Source organism: Vibrio sp. ABG19, assembly GCF_029962385.1.
In the GTDB taxonomy this organism is placed as follows: Bacteria; Pseudomonadota; Gammaproteobacteria; order Enterobacterales; family Vibrionaceae; genus Vibrio; species Vibrio ostreae.
Window position 1 is genome coordinate 873,276 of record NZ_CP071707.1, and the last position, 16,051, is coordinate 889,326.

14 protein-coding genes are annotated in these 16,051 nt (G+C 47.6%); 7 read left to right on the forward strand and 7 right to left on the reverse strand.

Annotated features, from left to right (window positions below):
- Window positions 1-94 precede the first annotated feature (94 nt).
- Window positions 95-784, reverse strand: coding sequence for a DNA-3-methyladenine glycosylase I (locus tag J0X00_RS03900; RefSeq protein ID WP_136486767.1), 690 nt, complete (start codon window positions 782-784; stop codon window positions 95-97).
- A 181-nt stretch (window positions 785-965) separates the two neighbouring features.
- Between J0X00_RS03900 and J0X00_RS03905 the strand changes: the two genes are divergently transcribed.
- On the forward strand, window positions 966-1,715 hold the full coding sequence (locus J0X00_RS03905) for a GntR family transcriptional regulator (RefSeq protein ID WP_282476375.1): 750 nt from the start codon (window positions 966-968) through the stop codon (window positions 1,713-1,715).
- A gap of 163 nt (window positions 1,716-1,878) precedes the next feature.
- On the opposite strand, the gene J0X00_RS03910 is transcribed toward J0X00_RS03905, so the two are convergent.
- From J0X00_RS03910 to uxaC, 3 genes are all read right to left on the reverse strand, one after another.
- Complete coding sequence (locus tag J0X00_RS03910; protein ID WP_282476376.1) at window positions 1,879-3,366, reverse strand: altronate dehydratase family protein; 1,488 nt, start codon at window positions 3,364-3,366, stop codon at window positions 1,879-1,881.
- Between the two features lie 10 nt (window positions 3,367-3,376).
- Entirely contained in the window at window positions 3,377-4,837 is a 1,461-nt protein-coding gene (locus J0X00_RS03915; RefSeq protein ID WP_282476377.1) for a tagaturonate reductase, read from the reverse strand.
- 100 nt (window positions 4,838-4,937) lie between these two features.
- The gene (gene uxaC / locus J0X00_RS03920; RefSeq protein WP_218561859.1) at window positions 4,938-6,356 is read right to left on the reverse strand and encodes a glucuronate isomerase; all 1,419 of its coding nucleotides are present in this window, start codon (window positions 6,354-6,356) and stop codon (window positions 4,938-4,940) included.
- A 369-nt stretch (window positions 6,357-6,725) separates the two neighbouring features.
- On the opposite strand from uxaC, the gene J0X00_RS03925 reads away from it, so the two are divergent.
- From J0X00_RS03925 to J0X00_RS03950, 6 genes are all read left to right on the forward strand, one after another.
- Window positions 6,726-7,247: a TRAP transporter small permease gene (locus J0X00_RS03925; protein WP_282476378.1), complete on the forward strand. Its 522-nt coding sequence runs from the start codon at window positions 6,726-6,728 to the stop codon at window positions 7,245-7,247.
- 21 nt (window positions 7,248-7,268) lie between these two features.
- Window positions 7,269-8,627: a TRAP transporter large permease subunit gene (locus tag J0X00_RS03930; protein ID WP_282476379.1), complete on the forward strand. Its 1,359-nt coding sequence runs from the start codon at window positions 7,269-7,271 to the stop codon at window positions 8,625-8,627.
- A 43-nt stretch (window positions 8,628-8,670) separates the two neighbouring features.
- On the forward strand, window positions 8,671-9,636 hold the full coding sequence (locus J0X00_RS03935) for a TRAP transporter substrate-binding protein (protein WP_282476380.1): 966 nt from the start codon (window positions 8,671-8,673) through the stop codon (window positions 9,634-9,636).
- A 580-nt stretch (window positions 9,637-10,216) separates the two neighbouring features.
- A complete protein-coding gene (locus J0X00_RS03940) occupies window positions 10,217-11,269 on the forward strand; it encodes an iron ABC transporter permease (protein WP_282476381.1) in 1,053 nt (350 codons plus the stop codon).
- A gap of 2 nt (window positions 11,270-11,271) precedes the next feature.
- Window positions 11,272-12,084 carry an ABC transporter ATP-binding protein gene (locus J0X00_RS03945; RefSeq protein WP_282476382.1) on the forward strand — a complete coding sequence of 271 codons (813 nt, stop codon included), beginning with the start codon at window positions 11,272-11,274 and terminating at the stop codon, window positions 12,082-12,084.
- Window positions 12,084-13,310, forward strand: coding sequence for an MFS transporter (locus tag J0X00_RS03950; protein WP_136486761.1), 1,227 nt, complete (start codon window positions 12,084-12,086; stop codon window positions 13,308-13,310). Before J0X00_RS03945 ends, J0X00_RS03950 begins: the two co-directional genes overlap by 1 nt.
- 123 nt (window positions 13,311-13,433) lie before the next feature.
- On the opposite strand, the gene J0X00_RS03955 is transcribed toward J0X00_RS03950, so the two are convergent.
- Genes J0X00_RS03955 through J0X00_RS03965 form a run of 3 tightly spaced genes read right to left on the reverse strand, consistent with a single transcriptional unit; the run spans window position 13,434 to window position 16,050 of the window.
- The gene (locus J0X00_RS03955; RefSeq protein WP_282476383.1) at window positions 13,434-14,342 is read right to left on the reverse strand and encodes a LysR family transcriptional regulator; all 909 of its coding nucleotides are present in this window, start codon (window positions 14,340-14,342) and stop codon (window positions 13,434-13,436) included.
- A 17-nt stretch (window positions 14,343-14,359) separates the two neighbouring features.
- A complete protein-coding gene (locus J0X00_RS03960) occupies window positions 14,360-15,532 on the reverse strand; it encodes a M20 aminoacylase family protein (RefSeq protein WP_240798198.1) in 1,173 nt (390 codons plus the stop codon).
- Window positions 15,533-15,579: 47 nt separating this feature from the next.
- A complete protein-coding gene (locus J0X00_RS03965) occupies window positions 15,580-16,050 on the reverse strand; it encodes a hypothetical protein (protein WP_136486756.1) in 471 nt (156 codons plus the stop codon).
- Window position 16,051: the final 1 nt, after the last annotated feature.

Consider the following 16,051-nt stretch of genomic DNA (forward strand, 5'->3'; position numbering starts at 1 on the left):
AGCTGAGATAGCTGCACAGGAAGTAACAAGCCGGATCAAATCCAGCTCGTTTCTGATGTTCAGAGGGGCTCAAGTGTGGTGAATTGCTCTCGGCTCATTGTAAGTGGTTGTCACCGGTACTGTAGGCAATGATCTGACTGATCTCGGTCATGCTGCGGCCGGATTGCTCTCGCCATTGACAAAAGGCTTCAGTGGCTGCCTGCAGGGATCGTTTGGTATTTTTACCACCTTCGATGACACCGGTATTACGCAGGTAAGCCTCAACATCACCCGTCAGGATAAAGGTGTCCACACCCATTTGACGAAGGGTGTAAGGGCCGGTATTACCGCCCAGGCGATCGCCGTGCTTTTTCAGATAATCCCACAGTTCAGTGATGCGTTCGGCAGGCCAGTCAGCCACCATCTGGCTGAATGAACCATGAGTGAGGCGCGCTTCGTAAATCATTTGTGCATTGTTGCGAATCGACATTACTTTCACCAGATGCCTGATAATGCTTGGGTCTTGCGCTTTTTGCTCCAAAATCTCGTCCGAAAGCATCAGCAAAGGTTCAATGCGAAACTGAAAGAACAACTCTTCAAACGCCGGCCACTTTTTGCGTACCACGGCCCAGGAAATACCACTCTGAAATACTTTCATGCTGAATGCCGATAACCAGCGATCTTCCGCTATCGCCGCCAGCTCGTCCTTACTAAGAGGTTTACTCACTAACGCTTCGAGTTTATCACTGCCACCTTTACGTTCAGCAGCGCGCTGATATATGGCGTCAAACTTTTCCATAGTCATGGTTGTCACCCGGTTTTGAATCAGAAAACAGTATGTTATCAAAACGGGGGAGCGTAGGCACTTCTGCACGAAAGATTAGATACCAGAAAAATAAACATAAATGACAGCACGGTTTTATTTGGTTTTTTCATAATCGTGTATGTTACACTAATTGGTATAACAAGTTGTTGATGAGATGAGTATGGAACCCAACGTTAAGCTTTATCAAAAGATAGCGAATCGCTTTAAAAAAGAAATAGCTGACGGTGTATACCAGGTAGGTGATATGTTACCTGCTGAACGTTTAATCGCCGAACAAATGGAAGTCAGCCGCACCGTCATCCGTGAAGCGATGATCATGCTGGAAGTCGAAGGGTTCGTTGAGGTTCGTAAAGGCTCAGGTATTCGCGTGATTAATACTCAGATTGATTCCGCCGTTACTGAGTCCAGTCAGCTAGTTACCGACGCCAGCTTCATGTTAACCTGTGGTCCATTTGAACTGCTGCAAGCCCGTCAGCTATTTGAAAGCAACATTGCTGAATTCGCCGCGACTCAGGCCACTAAGCAGGATCTGGTTGCTTTGATGAAAATTCAGGAGCAAGCCAAATCAGATGACTTTAGCCGTGATTCATACTGGGATAGTGAATTTCATATCCAGCTTGCACGCTGTACACAAAATTCCGCGGTGGTCCATGTGGCAGAGATGTTGTGCAAACATCGCGAAAACAATCCCTATTGGAAAAAGTTGCACGAGCATATTGAAGACAACAAGATTCGCAGCTGGTGTACAGAGCATGACGATATTGTTCAGGCCCTGATAAAACGGGATCCGCAGGCTGCGCGTCAGGCTGTATGGCAACACATTGAAAATACGAAACAGATGTTGTTTGACGGTTCCAGCGACGACTATGATCGTTTCTTGTTTGCGGAAAGTCCTCTTTCTACCTTCTGAGTTCCAATGAATATACAAGCTTGACGTGTAAACCAGTAACGCCAGGCATTTGTCTGGTGTTACTGGTTGGTTAAATCATCGTTGCTGACCGAACGGTTGTTTGGAACTGTGTACAAAAAGGCGACCTGCTCTGGGCCGCCTGTTAAAGTGTTGTGAAGTTTGATTACAACGTCACGCCGCTCTTAAAAATCGCTATCTCACGGAAATCATTGCGCTCATTGCAGGTTTGCTGACCATTGACGAATGCGGCGACCCGTTCAATAAAACACTCCAGCAGTTCATCCATACTGATGCCTTCAATTAATGCGCCGGCGTTAAAGTCGATCCAGTGTGGTTTTCGCTTAGCCAAGTCGCTATTGGTGGCCAGTTTGAGGGTCGGTACTGGTCCTCCATAGGGGGTTCCGCGTCCGGTACTGAACAGCACCATATGGCAGCCTGCCATTGCCAGAGCGGAAGTGGCGATAGCATCATTCCCTGGCGCACTGAGCAGATTTAATCCTGGTTTGGTCAGGCGTTCACCGTAGCTCAGTACGTCCATAACCTGACTACGGCCTGCCTTTTGCGTGCAACCGAGCGACTTTTCTTCCAGAGTAGAAATGCCTCCTGCCTTATTACCGGGCGAGGGGTTTTCGTAGATAGGTTGATTGTGATCGATAAAGTACTGCTTGAAGTTATTGATCATGCCGACTGTATTTTCAAATGTGGTTTTATCGATGCAGCGACTCATCAGGATATGTTCCGCTCCGAACATTTCCGGTACTTCTGTCAGTACTGTTGTTCCGCCGTGTGCGACAAGGTAGTCCGAAAATCTTCCCAGTAGCGGGTTAGCGGTAATACCGGAAAAGCCGTCGGAACCTCCGCACTCCAGACCAAAGCGTACTTCGTGCAAAAAGCCTGGCTGGCGCTGGTCAGTCATCATTTTGTCGTACAGCTTTCTGAGTAACCCGACTCCGGTTTCCACTTCATCGTCGTGTTTCTGACAGATCATAAACTCAATCCGATCCGGGTCATAATCACCCAGAGACTCTCTGAACGCATTGAGCTGATTATTTTCACAGCCGAGACCAACCACTAATACACCGCCCGCATTGGGATGTTTTGCCAGATTTTGCAGCAATGTTTTGGTGTTTTGATGGTCATCGCCGAGTTGCGAGCAACCGTACTGATGGGTAAATACATGTACGCCATCGATTTGTGTCATGTCAGCCTGAGATTCGAGTTGCTTTTTCATCATTCTGGCCATGGCATTGACACAACCCACGGTCGGGATTATCCACAATTCATTGCGGATCCCGACCTCTCCGTTATAACGCCGGTATAGTTCGACCGGAGTGTCGTGCAAGGTGCTGTCTATGGACTGGAAATCCGGTTGATACTGGTAGTCGCTTAACTCTTTGAGGTTCGTGCGTATATTGTCCTGATCGACACGGGTGCCAGCCGAAATCGCGGTCACAGCATGTCCGATAGGGGCGCCATATTTCACGATCAGGTCATCGCAGGCAAAATCCTTCAACGCGACTTTGTGAGCCTGAGGAATATCGTCCTGCAACGTAATCGACTGCTGGTCGATCTCTACAGTCATACCCGCCGTGAGATCACTTAATGCCACGGCTACGTTGTCCTGCGGATGGATTTTAAGTAATGAGTTCACGTTCCCCTCCTTATGCATCAGTTAACGCGCTGCGCATTCCCCGTGAGCAGATGCGCTCAACATGGGCAGTTACACATTCGGAAAGGCCAGGGACCTTGGTTAAATCTGCATCCCAGTGTTCGGCATTCGCCAATACCGCGTCCACTAATTCACGGCAAGATAAATGACCAGCTTCAACTTGTGCCCATTGTGCGGCGAAGAAATCCAGCCATGGCTGATCGTCATTCAGGGGATAGGTTTGTTGATTCCGCTTGCCCTGATAAAAGGTAATTAATGCCGCAAAAGCAAAGCTGAGGTAGCGGGGTAACCGCTGTTCATTGGCTTGATATGCCAAGAGCTGAGGCAGGATCCTGGTTTTGAATTTGGTCATGCTATTCAGCGCAATCGATAACAGCTGATGCTGGATATATGGGTTTTTAAACCGGTATTCGACATCAGTGGCGAATGCGATCAGTTCATCTTCAGGTAAAGAGAGAGTCGGTATGATTTCTGAGAACATTACCTGTTTCAGGTAGGCCGCGATTTGCTCATCCTGCATGCTTTCGCCTACGGTATCGATGCCCGCCTGATAGGCAACCGGAACCAAAGCGGTATGAGCACCATTAAGAATGGCCACCTTACGCTCTTTATAAGGTTTGATGTCGTCCACAATCTTGATATTGAGTGCATATTCTTCATCAAGCTGGTCAAGGCACAACGCCTGGTTAAGCCATTGTGGCCCCTGAATGACGAACAGGTAGAAATTTTCCGCGCTGACCATAAAGGTATCTTGATAACCAAGTAGCGCTTCCAATTGGGGTACTTCATCTTTCGGATACCCGGTGACGATACGATCAACTAAAGTTGAACAAAAAGTGTTGGCATTATCAACCCATGCACGGAATTCTGCCGGTAGCGCCCAAAGGTCAATATAGCGTTGTATAATTGCTTGCAGGGCCGCGCCGTTGTAGTCAATCAGTTCACAAGGGATAATAATCCATCCTTTGTCGTCGGCACCTTCGAAATGATTAAATCTCTCCCACAGCATACGCGTCAGTTTGGCCGGGTAACTGCTCGGCGGGATATCGGTGAGTTTGTCACTCTCGACGAAGGCAATACCGGCTTCTGTTGTATTAGAGAAAACAAATCGGGTATCAGGGTTGTGGGCCAGAGTCACAATCTGCGCAAATTCATCATATGCCGATAATTCCTGATTGACGGAATAGATAATACGCGATTGAGAGACCGCCTGGCCGTCTTCATCCAGCCCCCGAATCAGAGTGGTATATAAGCCCTGCTGTGTGTTGAGGCTGGGTGGGAAGGTGCCGCCGATCGGGCGGATAACGCTGACGCCAGAATTAAAATTTGTGTGTTGGTTGAGTTGATCGACTTGCCAGTCGAGAAAGGCACGTAAAAAGTTGCCCTCGCCGAACTGGATGATTTTAGTCGGATAAGATGGGCCGGGAAAAGTATCGCGGTTAAGCTGAATCATAATAGTTACCTGTGTCGGGGTGTTGCTGTCGGCCAAAGACCAACAGCAATCAAAGGGCTTTAATATTTGGATTGTCGAACAGACCGACTGTCGACGGGGATCACCGTGATAGTGCAGTGAGACCAAAATAGTTCTTTGCGTTGTGGTAGCAGATATCGGCAACCATACGGCTCAGCAGGTCAAAATCAGCTGGCGCTTCACCATTTTCGACCCATTGACCAATCATCTGGCACAAAATGCGACGGAAATATTCGTGACGTGTGTAAGACAGGAAACTACGGCTATCGGTCAGCATACCGACAAAGCGACTTAACAATCCCAGTTGCGCTAACTGAGTCATTTGACGTTCCATGCCATCTTTCTGATCGTTAAACCACCACCCGGATCCGAATTGAATCTTGCCTTCGATACCGCCGCCTTGGAAATTGCCGCACATGGTGGCAATCACTTCGTTATCGCGCGGATTTAAGCAGTACAAGATAGTTTTTGGCAGCGCGTCATCCCGGTCGAGTGCATTCAAAAGGCGAGCCAGTGGCAGCGCAACTTCACCATCGTTGATGGAATCGAAACCGGTATCCGGGCCCAGTAGTTCAAACATACGTTGGTTGTTATTACGCAGTGCGCCAATGTGATATTGCTGCACCCAGCCGCGCTTTGCGTACTCTTTCCCCAGAAAAACCAGGACAGCGGTTTTAAACTGTGCGGTTTCAAAAGGTGTCACGTCGTTTCCTGCCAGACGCTTGGCGAGAATGGAATCCAGCTCCTGTTCACTGGCGTCTTCATATACCACGGTATCAAGCGCATGATCGCTGATACAGCATCCGTGCTCTGCGAAGTGTTGCAGGCGTTTTTTCAGCGCGCGGCACAAATCGGTAAAGAGATGGATCTCAACGTCTGCGACTTCCGCTAACTGATGCACATAGTCTGTAAAGGTAGCGAGATGAATGTTGAATGCTTTGTCGGGACGCCAGCTGGGCAGCATTTGTATCAGGAAAGAGTCATCTTCGGCCACTTGTTTATGTGCACTCAAATCGTCAACCGGGTCATCTGTGGTACCCACCATCTCGACTTTCATTTTTTGCATGATCGATCGGGCGCTGAATTCTGGGCTCGCTAACATTTCATTGCACTGATCCCAGACTTGCAGAGCATTTTTTTCACTCAATACCATGTCTTTTATACCAAAAGGACGACGTAGTTCGAGGTGTGTCCAGTGATAGATAGGGTTGCCGATGGTAAACGGCACCGTGCGTGCAAACGCCAGGAATTTTTCCTTATCGGTAGCTTCACCAGTACAAAAGCGTTCTTCAACACCGTTACTGCGCATTGCGCGCCATTTGTAATGATCGCCACGCAGCCAGATGTCGGTCAGGTTTTGAAAGCGGTAATCCTGCGCTACCTGTTGAGGAGGCAGGTGGCAGTGATAGTCGATGATTGGCATGTCCGCGGCCACCTCATGATACAGGCGGCGCGCGATGTCATTATGCAGCAAAAAGTTTTCAGAGAGGAAAGTGGTCATACCCAAACCTTAGTTGTTATACCAATTTTCAAATAAGATACATCAGAATCGTCCTTTAACAAGTTGTCCTAGGTCACTAATTACGATTTTATGTGTTTAAAATCACTAAAATTAGGCTGTTTATCGTTAAATTGTTAAATGGATCGGATTTTTTCAAGTTGTTATACAAAAAGTAGTGTTTTTTGATCTGGTGTCGGTTTTTTATCTGCACGACATGTATTATATGTTGGTAATTAGTTGGACCAATCTGGGGCAATTTAGAACGAGATCGTGGCTTACTAAAGGACAAATAAGTGCAAGACCCGGGTCTGAATAATCATCCGGATCTGATTAATCATATTGTGAAGCGATAATGAGAAGAGAAACGCAATGATAATTGAGTTAATCAACGAATATATAAACAGAGGGTTGCGGGTTCTGCTGACCTTATTTATGGCCGTAATGATCATTACGGTTGTATGGCAGGTTTTTACGCGTTTTGTTTTGAACGATCCGGCCAACTTTACCGATGAACTGTCACGTTACTTGTTAATATGGATAGGAGTACTGGGAGGCGCGTATACCTTTTCCATCAGGCGGCATCTAGCATTAGAGTTGCTGTCATCTAAATACGGAGATACGGGAAAACAAGTTTTAGCCGTGATCACTAATGCGATAGTGGTGCTGCTATCCAGTATTGCATTTATTTACGGTGGATATTTACTGGTTACATCAACGTTGGCCAATGGGCAGATTTCTCCCGGGATAGTGATCGGCGGTAAACATTTATTGATTGGTTATGTTTATCTCGTTGTACCTGTCGCAGGAGTATTAATTACCTATTTCGGGTCGCTCGATATTATTCGAGCTATTTACTTCCTTAGTAATAATCGCAGTCAAAAAAACGCATAATCACTGCGGTAGGAAAATATTATGACTTTAACCGATTTGTTATTCTCACAAGAATTTCTGCTAAATGCACCTGATTTCTTCTATGATCTATTTCCTGTTATCGTGCTATTCGGTACTTTGGCGGTGTTGTTGGTCATTGGAGTACCGATTGCTTTTTCAATTGGTTTAGCGGCTTTCTTGACCGTATTTGTCGATTTCCCTATTGATAAAACTTCGATTTTGATTTCGCAGAAACTCGCCAATGGACTCAATAACTTTGGCTTATTAGCTCTGCCGTTTTTTATTGTCGCTGGTAATTTGATGAACCGGGGAGGACTTGCCAATCGCCTGATTAACTTCGCAATGCTGTTTGGTGGTCGCTTACCAGGCGCTTTGTCACATGTCAACGTGATTGCTAACATGATGTTTGGCGCGCTCTCGGGATCCGCGACTGCATCTGCGGCCGCAGTGGGCGGTATTATGCGGCCATTGCAGGATAAACATAATTATCCTGCGGATTTTTCTACTGCAGTAAATGTTTCTTCCTGTCCTGCAGGGTTGTTGATTCCACCTTCTAATATTTTGATTCTGTATGCATTGGTTAGTTCGACTTCCGTCCAGTATTTGTTTATTGCCGGTTATTTACCTGGAATACTTATGGGGCTGGGTATTATGGTGGGGATATTTTTACTGGGAGCGAAATTTAATATCCCACGTGAAAAGTATGAGTTTACCGAAAAAACCAGTAAGGTTGTTCTTGATGCACTACCCAGTCTGGGCTTGGTAATTATCATCATGGGCGGGATATTGGCAGGAATATTTACCGCAACAGAAGCCTCAGCCATTGCAGTGGTATATAGCTTACTACTAGGTTTTATTTATAAAGAACTTAAATCTGACGATATCTTTCCAATTTTGGTTGACAGTGTGGTGACAACTTCAATTGTGTTATTGATGGTTGCGACGTCTTCAGCAATGTCTTGGTCTATGGCTAATGCGGATATTCCGACATTTATTTCTGATTTTATTCTCGAAGCTTCTGAAAACCCGCTGATGATCATTTTGCTGATGAACATCATTCTGCTGATTATCGGTACCTTTATGGATATGACGCCTGCGGTACTGATATTTACGCCAATTTTTCTGCCAATAGCGACTCAAATGGGTATAGACCCGATTCACTTCGGCATCATTATGGTGTTCAACCTGTGCATCGGTATCTGCACTCCTCCTGTGGGGACCGCCTTATTTGTCGGTTGCAGTGTTTATGAAACCAAATTAGGCCAGGTCGTGCCTAAGATGATTCCGCTGTTCTTCATCATGGTTATTACACTTGCCATCGTCACTTTAATTCCGTCGTTATCGCTCTGGTTGCCACACTTGGCAGGCTATAGCTCTTAAACAAAAACGACTTAAAGCCAATAACGTAAAACAGGACTGTGAAATGAAAACTCTGAATAAACTGCTTTTAGCTTGCACTGTATCAACGCTGATGAGTGGTAATGTCTATGCTGCCACATTGAAAATGTCTCACGCACTGCCAACTGAGCATCCGGTACACCAATCTCTGGAATTTTTTGCCAAGGAGGTCCGCAAAGAGGCTCAATTACGAGTAAAAGTGTATCCGAACGGTACATTAGGTGATGAGTCTGAAGGTCTGCAAATGGTACAAAATGGCACGGTTGCGTTTACTAAAGCCAGTGCGGCTACACTTAATACATTTGCTCCGGATTACAAGTTACTTTCACTCCCTTATTTATATCGGGATCGTGCACAGTATGATGCGGTGCTGAACGGACCTATTGGCGAAGAAATCCTGGCTTCATCTCGCAATGCAGGTTTTATCGGACTGGCCTTTCTGGACGCTGGTTCACGTAGCTTTTATACCAGCAAGCCAATTAAAACACCGCAAGATTTAAAAGGGATGAAGATTCGGGTTCAAAACTCGGCGTTGTCGATTGATACGATTAAGGCCCTCGGTGGTACGCCTGTTCCGCTGCCATATGGTGAACTTTATTCGGCTATGCAGCAGGGCGTAGTTGATGGTGCCGAGAACAATGTACCTTCTTATTATTCTTCCCGACATTACGAAGTAAAAACAGTATTCTCACGTGATAACCATACAGTAGTGCCGGATGTATTGGTCATGTCGACTAGTGTCTGGGACTCATTAACGGACGCACAGCGAGAAGGTATTCGTAAAGCGGCCAAAGAGACAGCTAAAGTGCAGGAAGATAACTGGGCTAAGTATGTAGAAAAAGCGACTCAGGATTTGAAGCAACATAATATTACGTTTGTGGAAAGCGATGTCGCCAAATTTCAGGCAGCAGTTCAGCCTGTGTACGATAAATTTAAAACTGATAATCCGGAATTGGTTCCGTTGCTTGAGCAAATACAACAAACTCCATAAACACAAAAGGCACTGTTTACAGTGCCTTTTTTCTTGCTTTCGCGAGGGGTTGACCGGATTAGATGTTAACCCAGGTCAGGCTTAGCATCATCACAACCAGAGAAGTTGCAGAAAACATTGCCAGCATGCCGAACAGCTCACGAACAGACAGTGATTGTTTTTTATCTAACATAGCGTCACCTTTTATCGACATAAGTAAATGAGGTATGGGTCACACTTTACTCTTTTGTGTGCGTTAGATCAAATAAAATATGTAATTTTTATACATATATTGGTGATAATTCGTCGTTGTAAAGGGGTTTGGTGTAATTAAATTACATGTTCATTATTTACGATTGTTAGGTTGCAGTGAGGCATTGCTCCAACTTAACGGAAAGCGGGTGCATGTGAGGTTTACTGGCATAGATTGATCCAGTTAATGGAAGTCATGTGCTGTGGTTTAACCTTATCGTTAGGCCGTTTGTTCAATAAATGATAGTGATTACGATAACGATTTATATTGATATTGATGTGTGTTGTTATAGTATAACAAGCTTGAACAAGCCTATGATCAAAAGATTAGAAATACAGGTAAGCCACGATGCAATCTGAAATTTTACTACAAGCGATTGAAAACCAGCGTAACAGTGAGCGGCGTCGCTGGCTAGTGCTGATGCTGTTCGGCACGATTTTATTGGCGTCGTTTGTCCTTGATATTATGACCGGTCCATCGATGCTGGATGCATCTCGGGTTATGAATGCGTTATTAGAATTTATTGGTTTGCCATTTCAGGTCGATGATTCAACCCGGGTTATCGTTGCCAATCTACGCCTTCCTATTGCTCTGATGGCGATCATTGTGGGTGGTTCGTTGGGCGTTGGCGGCGCTGAAATGCAGACTTTGCTGAATAACCCGATGGCCAGCCCTTATACACTGGGTATGGCTGCTGCTGCGGGGTTTGGTGCTGCGATCATGTTGTACATTGGTTCGTTAGGCTTAGACAGCAACCTTGCTGTGCCCATCGGTGCATTTTTATGTTGTATGCTGTCGGCATGCTTCTTATTTATGTTGGCGTCGATGCGTCATATCAGTTCCGGGCAATTAATTTTGGCTGGTATTGCCCTGTTGTTTTTGTTTCAGTCATTGCTTTCGCTGGTGCAGTTTGTTTCTTCTCCTGAACTGAGTCAGCAGATTTTGTTTTGGTTGTTTGGTAGTTTGTCTAAAGCTACCTGGGGCAATCTGGGGATCACCGCTGTCGTGGTTCTGGGCGGCTTCTTACTGCTGATGCAGGATTCCTGGAAACTCACTGCGTTACGTCTGGGTGAAGAGCGGGCGAAAAGTGTTGGTGTTGATGTCACCCGTTTACGTTTGAAGATCTTGTTTATCGTGGCGGTAATGACGGCCACCGTGACCAGTTTTGTCGGTATCATCGGATTTATTGGCATCGTTGCGCCGAACATTGCCAAGATGCTGGTAGGAGAAGATCAGCGATTCTTTCTGCCCCTGTCATTTATTATCGGTGCCTGCCTGTTATCGACTGCTTCGGTCTTGTCCAAGTCAATTGTTCCCGGTGCTCTGTTTCCGATAGGTATTGTTACGGCCATCATCGGCGTGCCGTTCTTTTTCTGGTTGATTGTGGCTAAGCGAGGTTAATCATGTTGAAGCAACACTGCGTGACAGAGCCGGTTAAATGTCTGACCGCACAGAAACTAAATATTCAGATCGGTGCGCTCACTCTGGCGCGGGATATCAGTTTCCAGCTCAAGCCCGGTCAGGTGACTGCGATTCTCGGTCCGAACGGAACAGGAAAAAGCACTTTGCTCAAAACTCTGTTTGGTGAACTCAAACTGGATAGCGGCTCGATTCATCATGGTCAGGATTCGCTCGATGTAAAACGACTGCTACATTGGCGGCAACGTTTCGGTTATATGCCGCAGGATATTCATCTCGATGTGAATCTGACGGTAATCGAAGTCGTGTTACTCGGTCGTTTGGATGCCTTGAGTTTACGTGTTGAAGATCATATGTTGCGCGCGGCGTTAGAGATCTTACAAAGTATGGGGCTTGCCCACCTCGCCAACCGGGATGTACGCACGTTAAGTGGTGGTCAGTGTCAGATGATTCTGTTTGCACAGGCATTGATGCGCGAGCCACAGATTCTGATGCTGGATGAACCTGTCAGTGCGCTGGATTTACACCATCAGCATGTCCTGCTCGAACACCTGGTGACTCAGACGCGTGAGCAGCAGTACATCACTCTGATGGTGTTGCATGATCTTAATCTTGCCGCTCAGTATGCCGATAATTTATTGGTTCTTAAAGAGGGTGAGCTGGTGGCCTGTGGGCATCCTAAGTCCATCCTGACGTCCGAACTGGTACAGGATATTTATAACGTTGAAGCCACGGTGATGAGTGATGAAAACGGGATTCCGTTTGTACGGACTCTGCGGTCGAAAAAGGTAGCGTAATGAAGCTTAACCACGTGATGAATGACTGGCGTCTGCTCTCTGCAGCAGGGCGAGTGCTGGTCTTTAACAGCTTCAGCTTTAATCTCGGCTTTTATATGTTGCTGCCGTATCTGGCTGAGCATCTGCAAAATCTTGGTTTTAGTGGCTGGTATATCGGTTTAATCATCGGCCTGCGGGTATTGAGTCAGCAGGGATTGTTCCTGATTGGCGGGACTCTGGGCGACCGCTTTGGTTACAAGCCGATGATTCTGATCGGCTGTGCGGTGCGGATTGTCGGCTTCTTTTTACTCGGGGTCAGCGACACGTTTGTGGCGATAGTGCTCGGTGCATTTTGTACCGGCTTTGCCGGTGCACTGTTTACGCCAAGCAGCCAGGCCTATTTGTCCTCGGAGTATCCGCAACAGAAAGAGCGCAACCGGGTGTTTGCGCTGCAGAATCTGGCCAGCGAAGCTGGTATGTTACTCGGGCCTTTAATTGGTCTCAGCCTGTTTGCTGTTAGCTTCATGTGGGTCGGACTTTCTGCGGCGGCGGTGTTCTTTATCCTGCTGCTACTGCAATGGTATTACCTGCCAAAAGATACGCATCATAGTGTTGAACAACAGCGTCAGGGCGTGCTGGCGGACTGGTGGCAGATGCTGCAAAACCGGCCTTTCATGCGTTTTGTCATGGCGGCGTGTGTGTATCAGATCCTGTTTCATCAACTCTACCTGTCTATCCCGCATCAGGTGCGAACCCAGACCGGCGATCCGTCGGTGATTACCTGGGTATTTATGGTGTCATCTTTGATGGGCGTGCTGATGCAACTGCCGGTCAGTCACTGGGTGGAGAAAAAACTCGGTACCGCCAAAGGTATGGGCTTTGGTATGGCGCTGATGGGCAGTGCATTTTTGGCGCTGAATCTTCATTTTCCTGCCTGGCCGGCGCTGCCTTTTATTGTTTGTGCTGTGCTGCTCAGCAGCGGCTCGATGATGGTTCTGCCACTGATTGGCGCTTATATTCCGCGCTTTGCTTCTTCGACCCGCCTGGCCAGTTATTACGGCCTTTACTCCTGTATCGGCGGTTTTTTTGCTTTTGTCGGTAACTGGGGGGCCGGATGGCTGCTGGATCTGCCGACTTTCCCGTCCGGCTGGTTGTGGTTGTTGTTTGCCACGCTGGGTTGTATGTCAGGGTTGTGGCTGTATCTGCAGGTCAGTGCGCAGCAGGAGCCGGAAACGGAGCCGGCGTAAGGGAAGTCTTCGCTGTTTATGACAAAGCCGGCGTCAGTGCCGGCTTTGCTGTTTTCGGATCGTCTGTTTTAGCGGTGAGCCTGGTATCGTCAGTAGGCAACATCAGTAGGCAACATAGCACCGTCATGTGGTGGCGTTAAATGCTTTCATACCGGTCACTATGCACTCCTGCATCGCCTGAATTGATGCACTGAGCGGCCGGCCTTTGCGGATCACCAAATCGACCGTGGTATCGAGTGTATGCATGCCTTCGATATTTATCGCGACAAAGGATTGATTTTTAAGCTCTTTACTGACGCAGACTTTAGGCAGTAAGGTCCCGCCCAAACCGGCTGACACATAGTTCTTGAGTGCGTCAAACGAATTGCACACCATTAGCTCTTTCAAGCGGATTTCCTGACGCACTTCATACAGATCAACTGCACGCCGGATACTGAATGATTCATTGAGCAGCGCCAGCGGCACTTCAGCCAGTTCGGCGGGAGTAATGGTATCAAGCTGTGCCCAGCGGCTCTCTGTAGGAACCAACAGGCTCAACGCCTGAAAAGGGCAGGAGTAGAGGACATCGAGTTTGGTATCTGGCGGTGAATTGAGTAGCACACCAATATCGGTTTCTTCATGTTTGATACAGTCGATCACATCGTCTCCGCCACCGACTTGCAATACCAGTTTTACACCTGGATGGCGCCTGGAAAACTGCGCAATGGCGTGATCGATAAGATCCGGTATAAAGCCACCGCCTACAGAAATGCGCAGCGTGCCGCTTTGCAGATTTTCGATTTCCGACAAATCAGAAATCAGGTCGTTTTTCTTCTGGTTGATATCTTGAATATAACGAGCTAAGCGGACTCCGGATTCGGTAATGTCAACGCCGCGCCCAATCCGGTCCATGAGACGTACATTGAGCTGGGCTTCCAGTTGTGCCACTTTTCGGCTGATCGCTGAAGGCGAAACGTGCAGCACTTCAGAGGCTGCACGTATGCTTTTCGTTTTCGCGACCACTTCAAAATATTTGAGGGCTCGTTCGTCCATGACTATTGTAATGCCGTTTAATCTGCCAGTAGGTGTTGTACCAGTCTAACCCAGAAATTGGCACCAATTGGCAGAACTTCATCATTAAAGTCATAATTCGGACTGTGCAGATTATGTGAATGGTCAGCACTGCCGTTACCCAGCCAGATATAAGCACCCGGCAATTTTTCCAGCATAAAGGCAAAATCTTCACCGCCCATGCTGGCGGGTGGGTTGATATGTACCTGCTGAACTTCTGGCATCGCTTCCAGCACGGCCTGGCAATGCTTCGCCTCATCCACCGTGTTAATGGTGGCCGGGTAGCGGCGCGTGTAGGTGATGTCCGCCCGGCAGCCTTGTGCCTGGGCAATCGTTCTGACCACTTCGTGCATCCGCGTTTCGATCAGGTCACGAACCTCAGGACAGAATGAACGGGTGGTGCCTTTCAGCGTCACCTGTTCCGGAATGACGTTATAGGCGTGGCCGCCGTGAATCTGAGTCACACTGATCACGCCGGATTTTTGCGGATCCAGGTTACGGCTAATAATGCCTTGCAGGGCACTGACGATCAGGCTTGATGCATACACAGGGTCAACCGTCTGGTGCGGCATGGCACCATGACCACCGATACCGGTCACTGTAATATCAAAGGTATCGAATGCGGCCATCACTGCGCCGTAATGCACGGCAGCTTCACCGGCAGGCAAAGCCGGCCAGTTATGCAGACCATAGACCTGCGACATAGGAAAACGTTCAAACAGACCGTCAGCGATCATCGCTTTGGCGCCGGCCTCGTTCTCTTCTGCTGGCTGGAAAATAAAGTTCACCGTGCCTTTAAATTCAGGATCCTGGGCCAGCGTGACCGCAGCGCCGAGCAGCATGGTGGTGTGACCGTCGTGGCCACAGGCATGCATTTTACCCTGATGTCTGGAGCAGTGATCGAAGGTGTTGAGTTCGTCGAGATCGAGTGCATCCATATCGGCACGCAGACCGATGGTCGGACCATCGCCCTGATTACCGCGCAGGGTGGCGACCACACCGGTTCCGCCCAGGCCTCGGTCGACTTCCAGGCCCAGCGAGGACAGGATCTCGGCCACTTTATCCGCGGTACGGAACTCCTCGTAGGCGGTTTCCGGATGAGCGTGGAGATCGCGTCTCCACTTCACCAACTGCTGATGTTGTTCTGAATGCTGACTAATATAATTTGGCATAATCTTCACTTTTATAATGGTACACATTGAGCTTGTGCTTTGAGAGTTTAAAGTGACAGGTTAGCGATGATCGCTGAGCCCAGGTACGTGCCGGTAAACACAAGCAGCGCGATAATGACGACTTTACCACCGGCAGTTTTAAAAGTTGAGACTTCTTGTTTACTGATGGCGATACCCGCATACGCTAATACCGGGCTGACCAGGCTGAGGAAGTTAATTTCTTTTACCTGAGTCAGAATAAATTCCGATACCGGTGACGCCGGGATTGTTAATACCACACTCACCAGTGACAGCCATGCCACCGACGGCAAATAGAAAGGCATATATTTGGCTAATGCCAATCCAATGATAACCATACCAAAGATAATCACCATACCAGGCAGTGCTGACAATGGTGTAATACCGGTACCCGTCCAGTTACTGATCAGTGCGATAATGCACACAATCACTAACACTGATGCATAATCTAATAAGTTGATCGACGCGTTCACGTTCTTTTTTGCAGTAGTATCAGACATT

Excerpts from the sequence above, each read along its gene's own strand:
- J0X00_RS03950 (WP_136486761.1), top strand. The coding sequence starts at position 12,084 with ATGAAGCTTAACCACGTGATGAATGACTGGCGTCTGCTCTCTGCAGCA.
- J0X00_RS03900 (WP_136486767.1), bottom strand. The coding sequence starts at position 784 with ATGACTATGGAAAAGTTTGACGCCATATATCAGCGCGCTGCTGAACGT.
- J0X00_RS03955 (WP_282476383.1), bottom strand. The coding sequence starts at position 14,342 with ATGGACGAACGAGCCCTCAAATATTTTGAAGTGGTCGCGAAAACGAAA.
- J0X00_RS03925 (WP_282476378.1), top strand. The coding sequence starts at position 6,726 with ATGATAATTGAGTTAATCAACGAATATATAAACAGAGGGTTGCGGGTT.
- J0X00_RS03945 (WP_282476382.1), top strand. The coding sequence starts at position 11,272 with ATGTTGAAGCAACACTGCGTGACAGAGCCGGTTAAATGTCTGACCGCA.
- J0X00_RS03935 (WP_282476380.1), top strand. The coding sequence starts at position 8,671 with ATGAAAACTCTGAATAAACTGCTTTTAGCTTGCACTGTATCAACGCTG.
- uxaC (WP_218561859.1), bottom strand. The coding sequence starts at position 6,356 with ATGACCACTTTCCTCTCTGAAAACTTTTTGCTGCATAATGACATCGCG.
- J0X00_RS03930 (WP_282476379.1), top strand. The coding sequence starts at position 7,269 with ATGACTTTAACCGATTTGTTATTCTCACAAGAATTTCTGCTAAATGCA.
- J0X00_RS03940 (WP_282476381.1), top strand. The coding sequence starts at position 10,217 with ATGCAATCTGAAATTTTACTACAAGCGATTGAAAACCAGCGTAACAGT.
- J0X00_RS03905 (WP_282476375.1), top strand. The coding sequence starts at position 966 with ATGGAACCCAACGTTAAGCTTTATCAAAAGATAGCGAATCGCTTTAAA.
- J0X00_RS03965 (WP_136486756.1), bottom strand. The coding sequence starts at position 16,050 with ATGTCTGATACTACTGCAAAAAAGAACGTGAACGCGTCGATCAACTTA.
- J0X00_RS03960 (WP_240798198.1), bottom strand. The coding sequence starts at position 15,532 with ATGCCAAATTATATTAGTCAGCATTCAGAACAACATCAGCAGTTGGTG.
- J0X00_RS03915 (WP_282476377.1), bottom strand. The coding sequence starts at position 4,837 with ATGATTCAGCTTAACCGCGATACTTTTCCCGGCCCATCTTATCCGACT.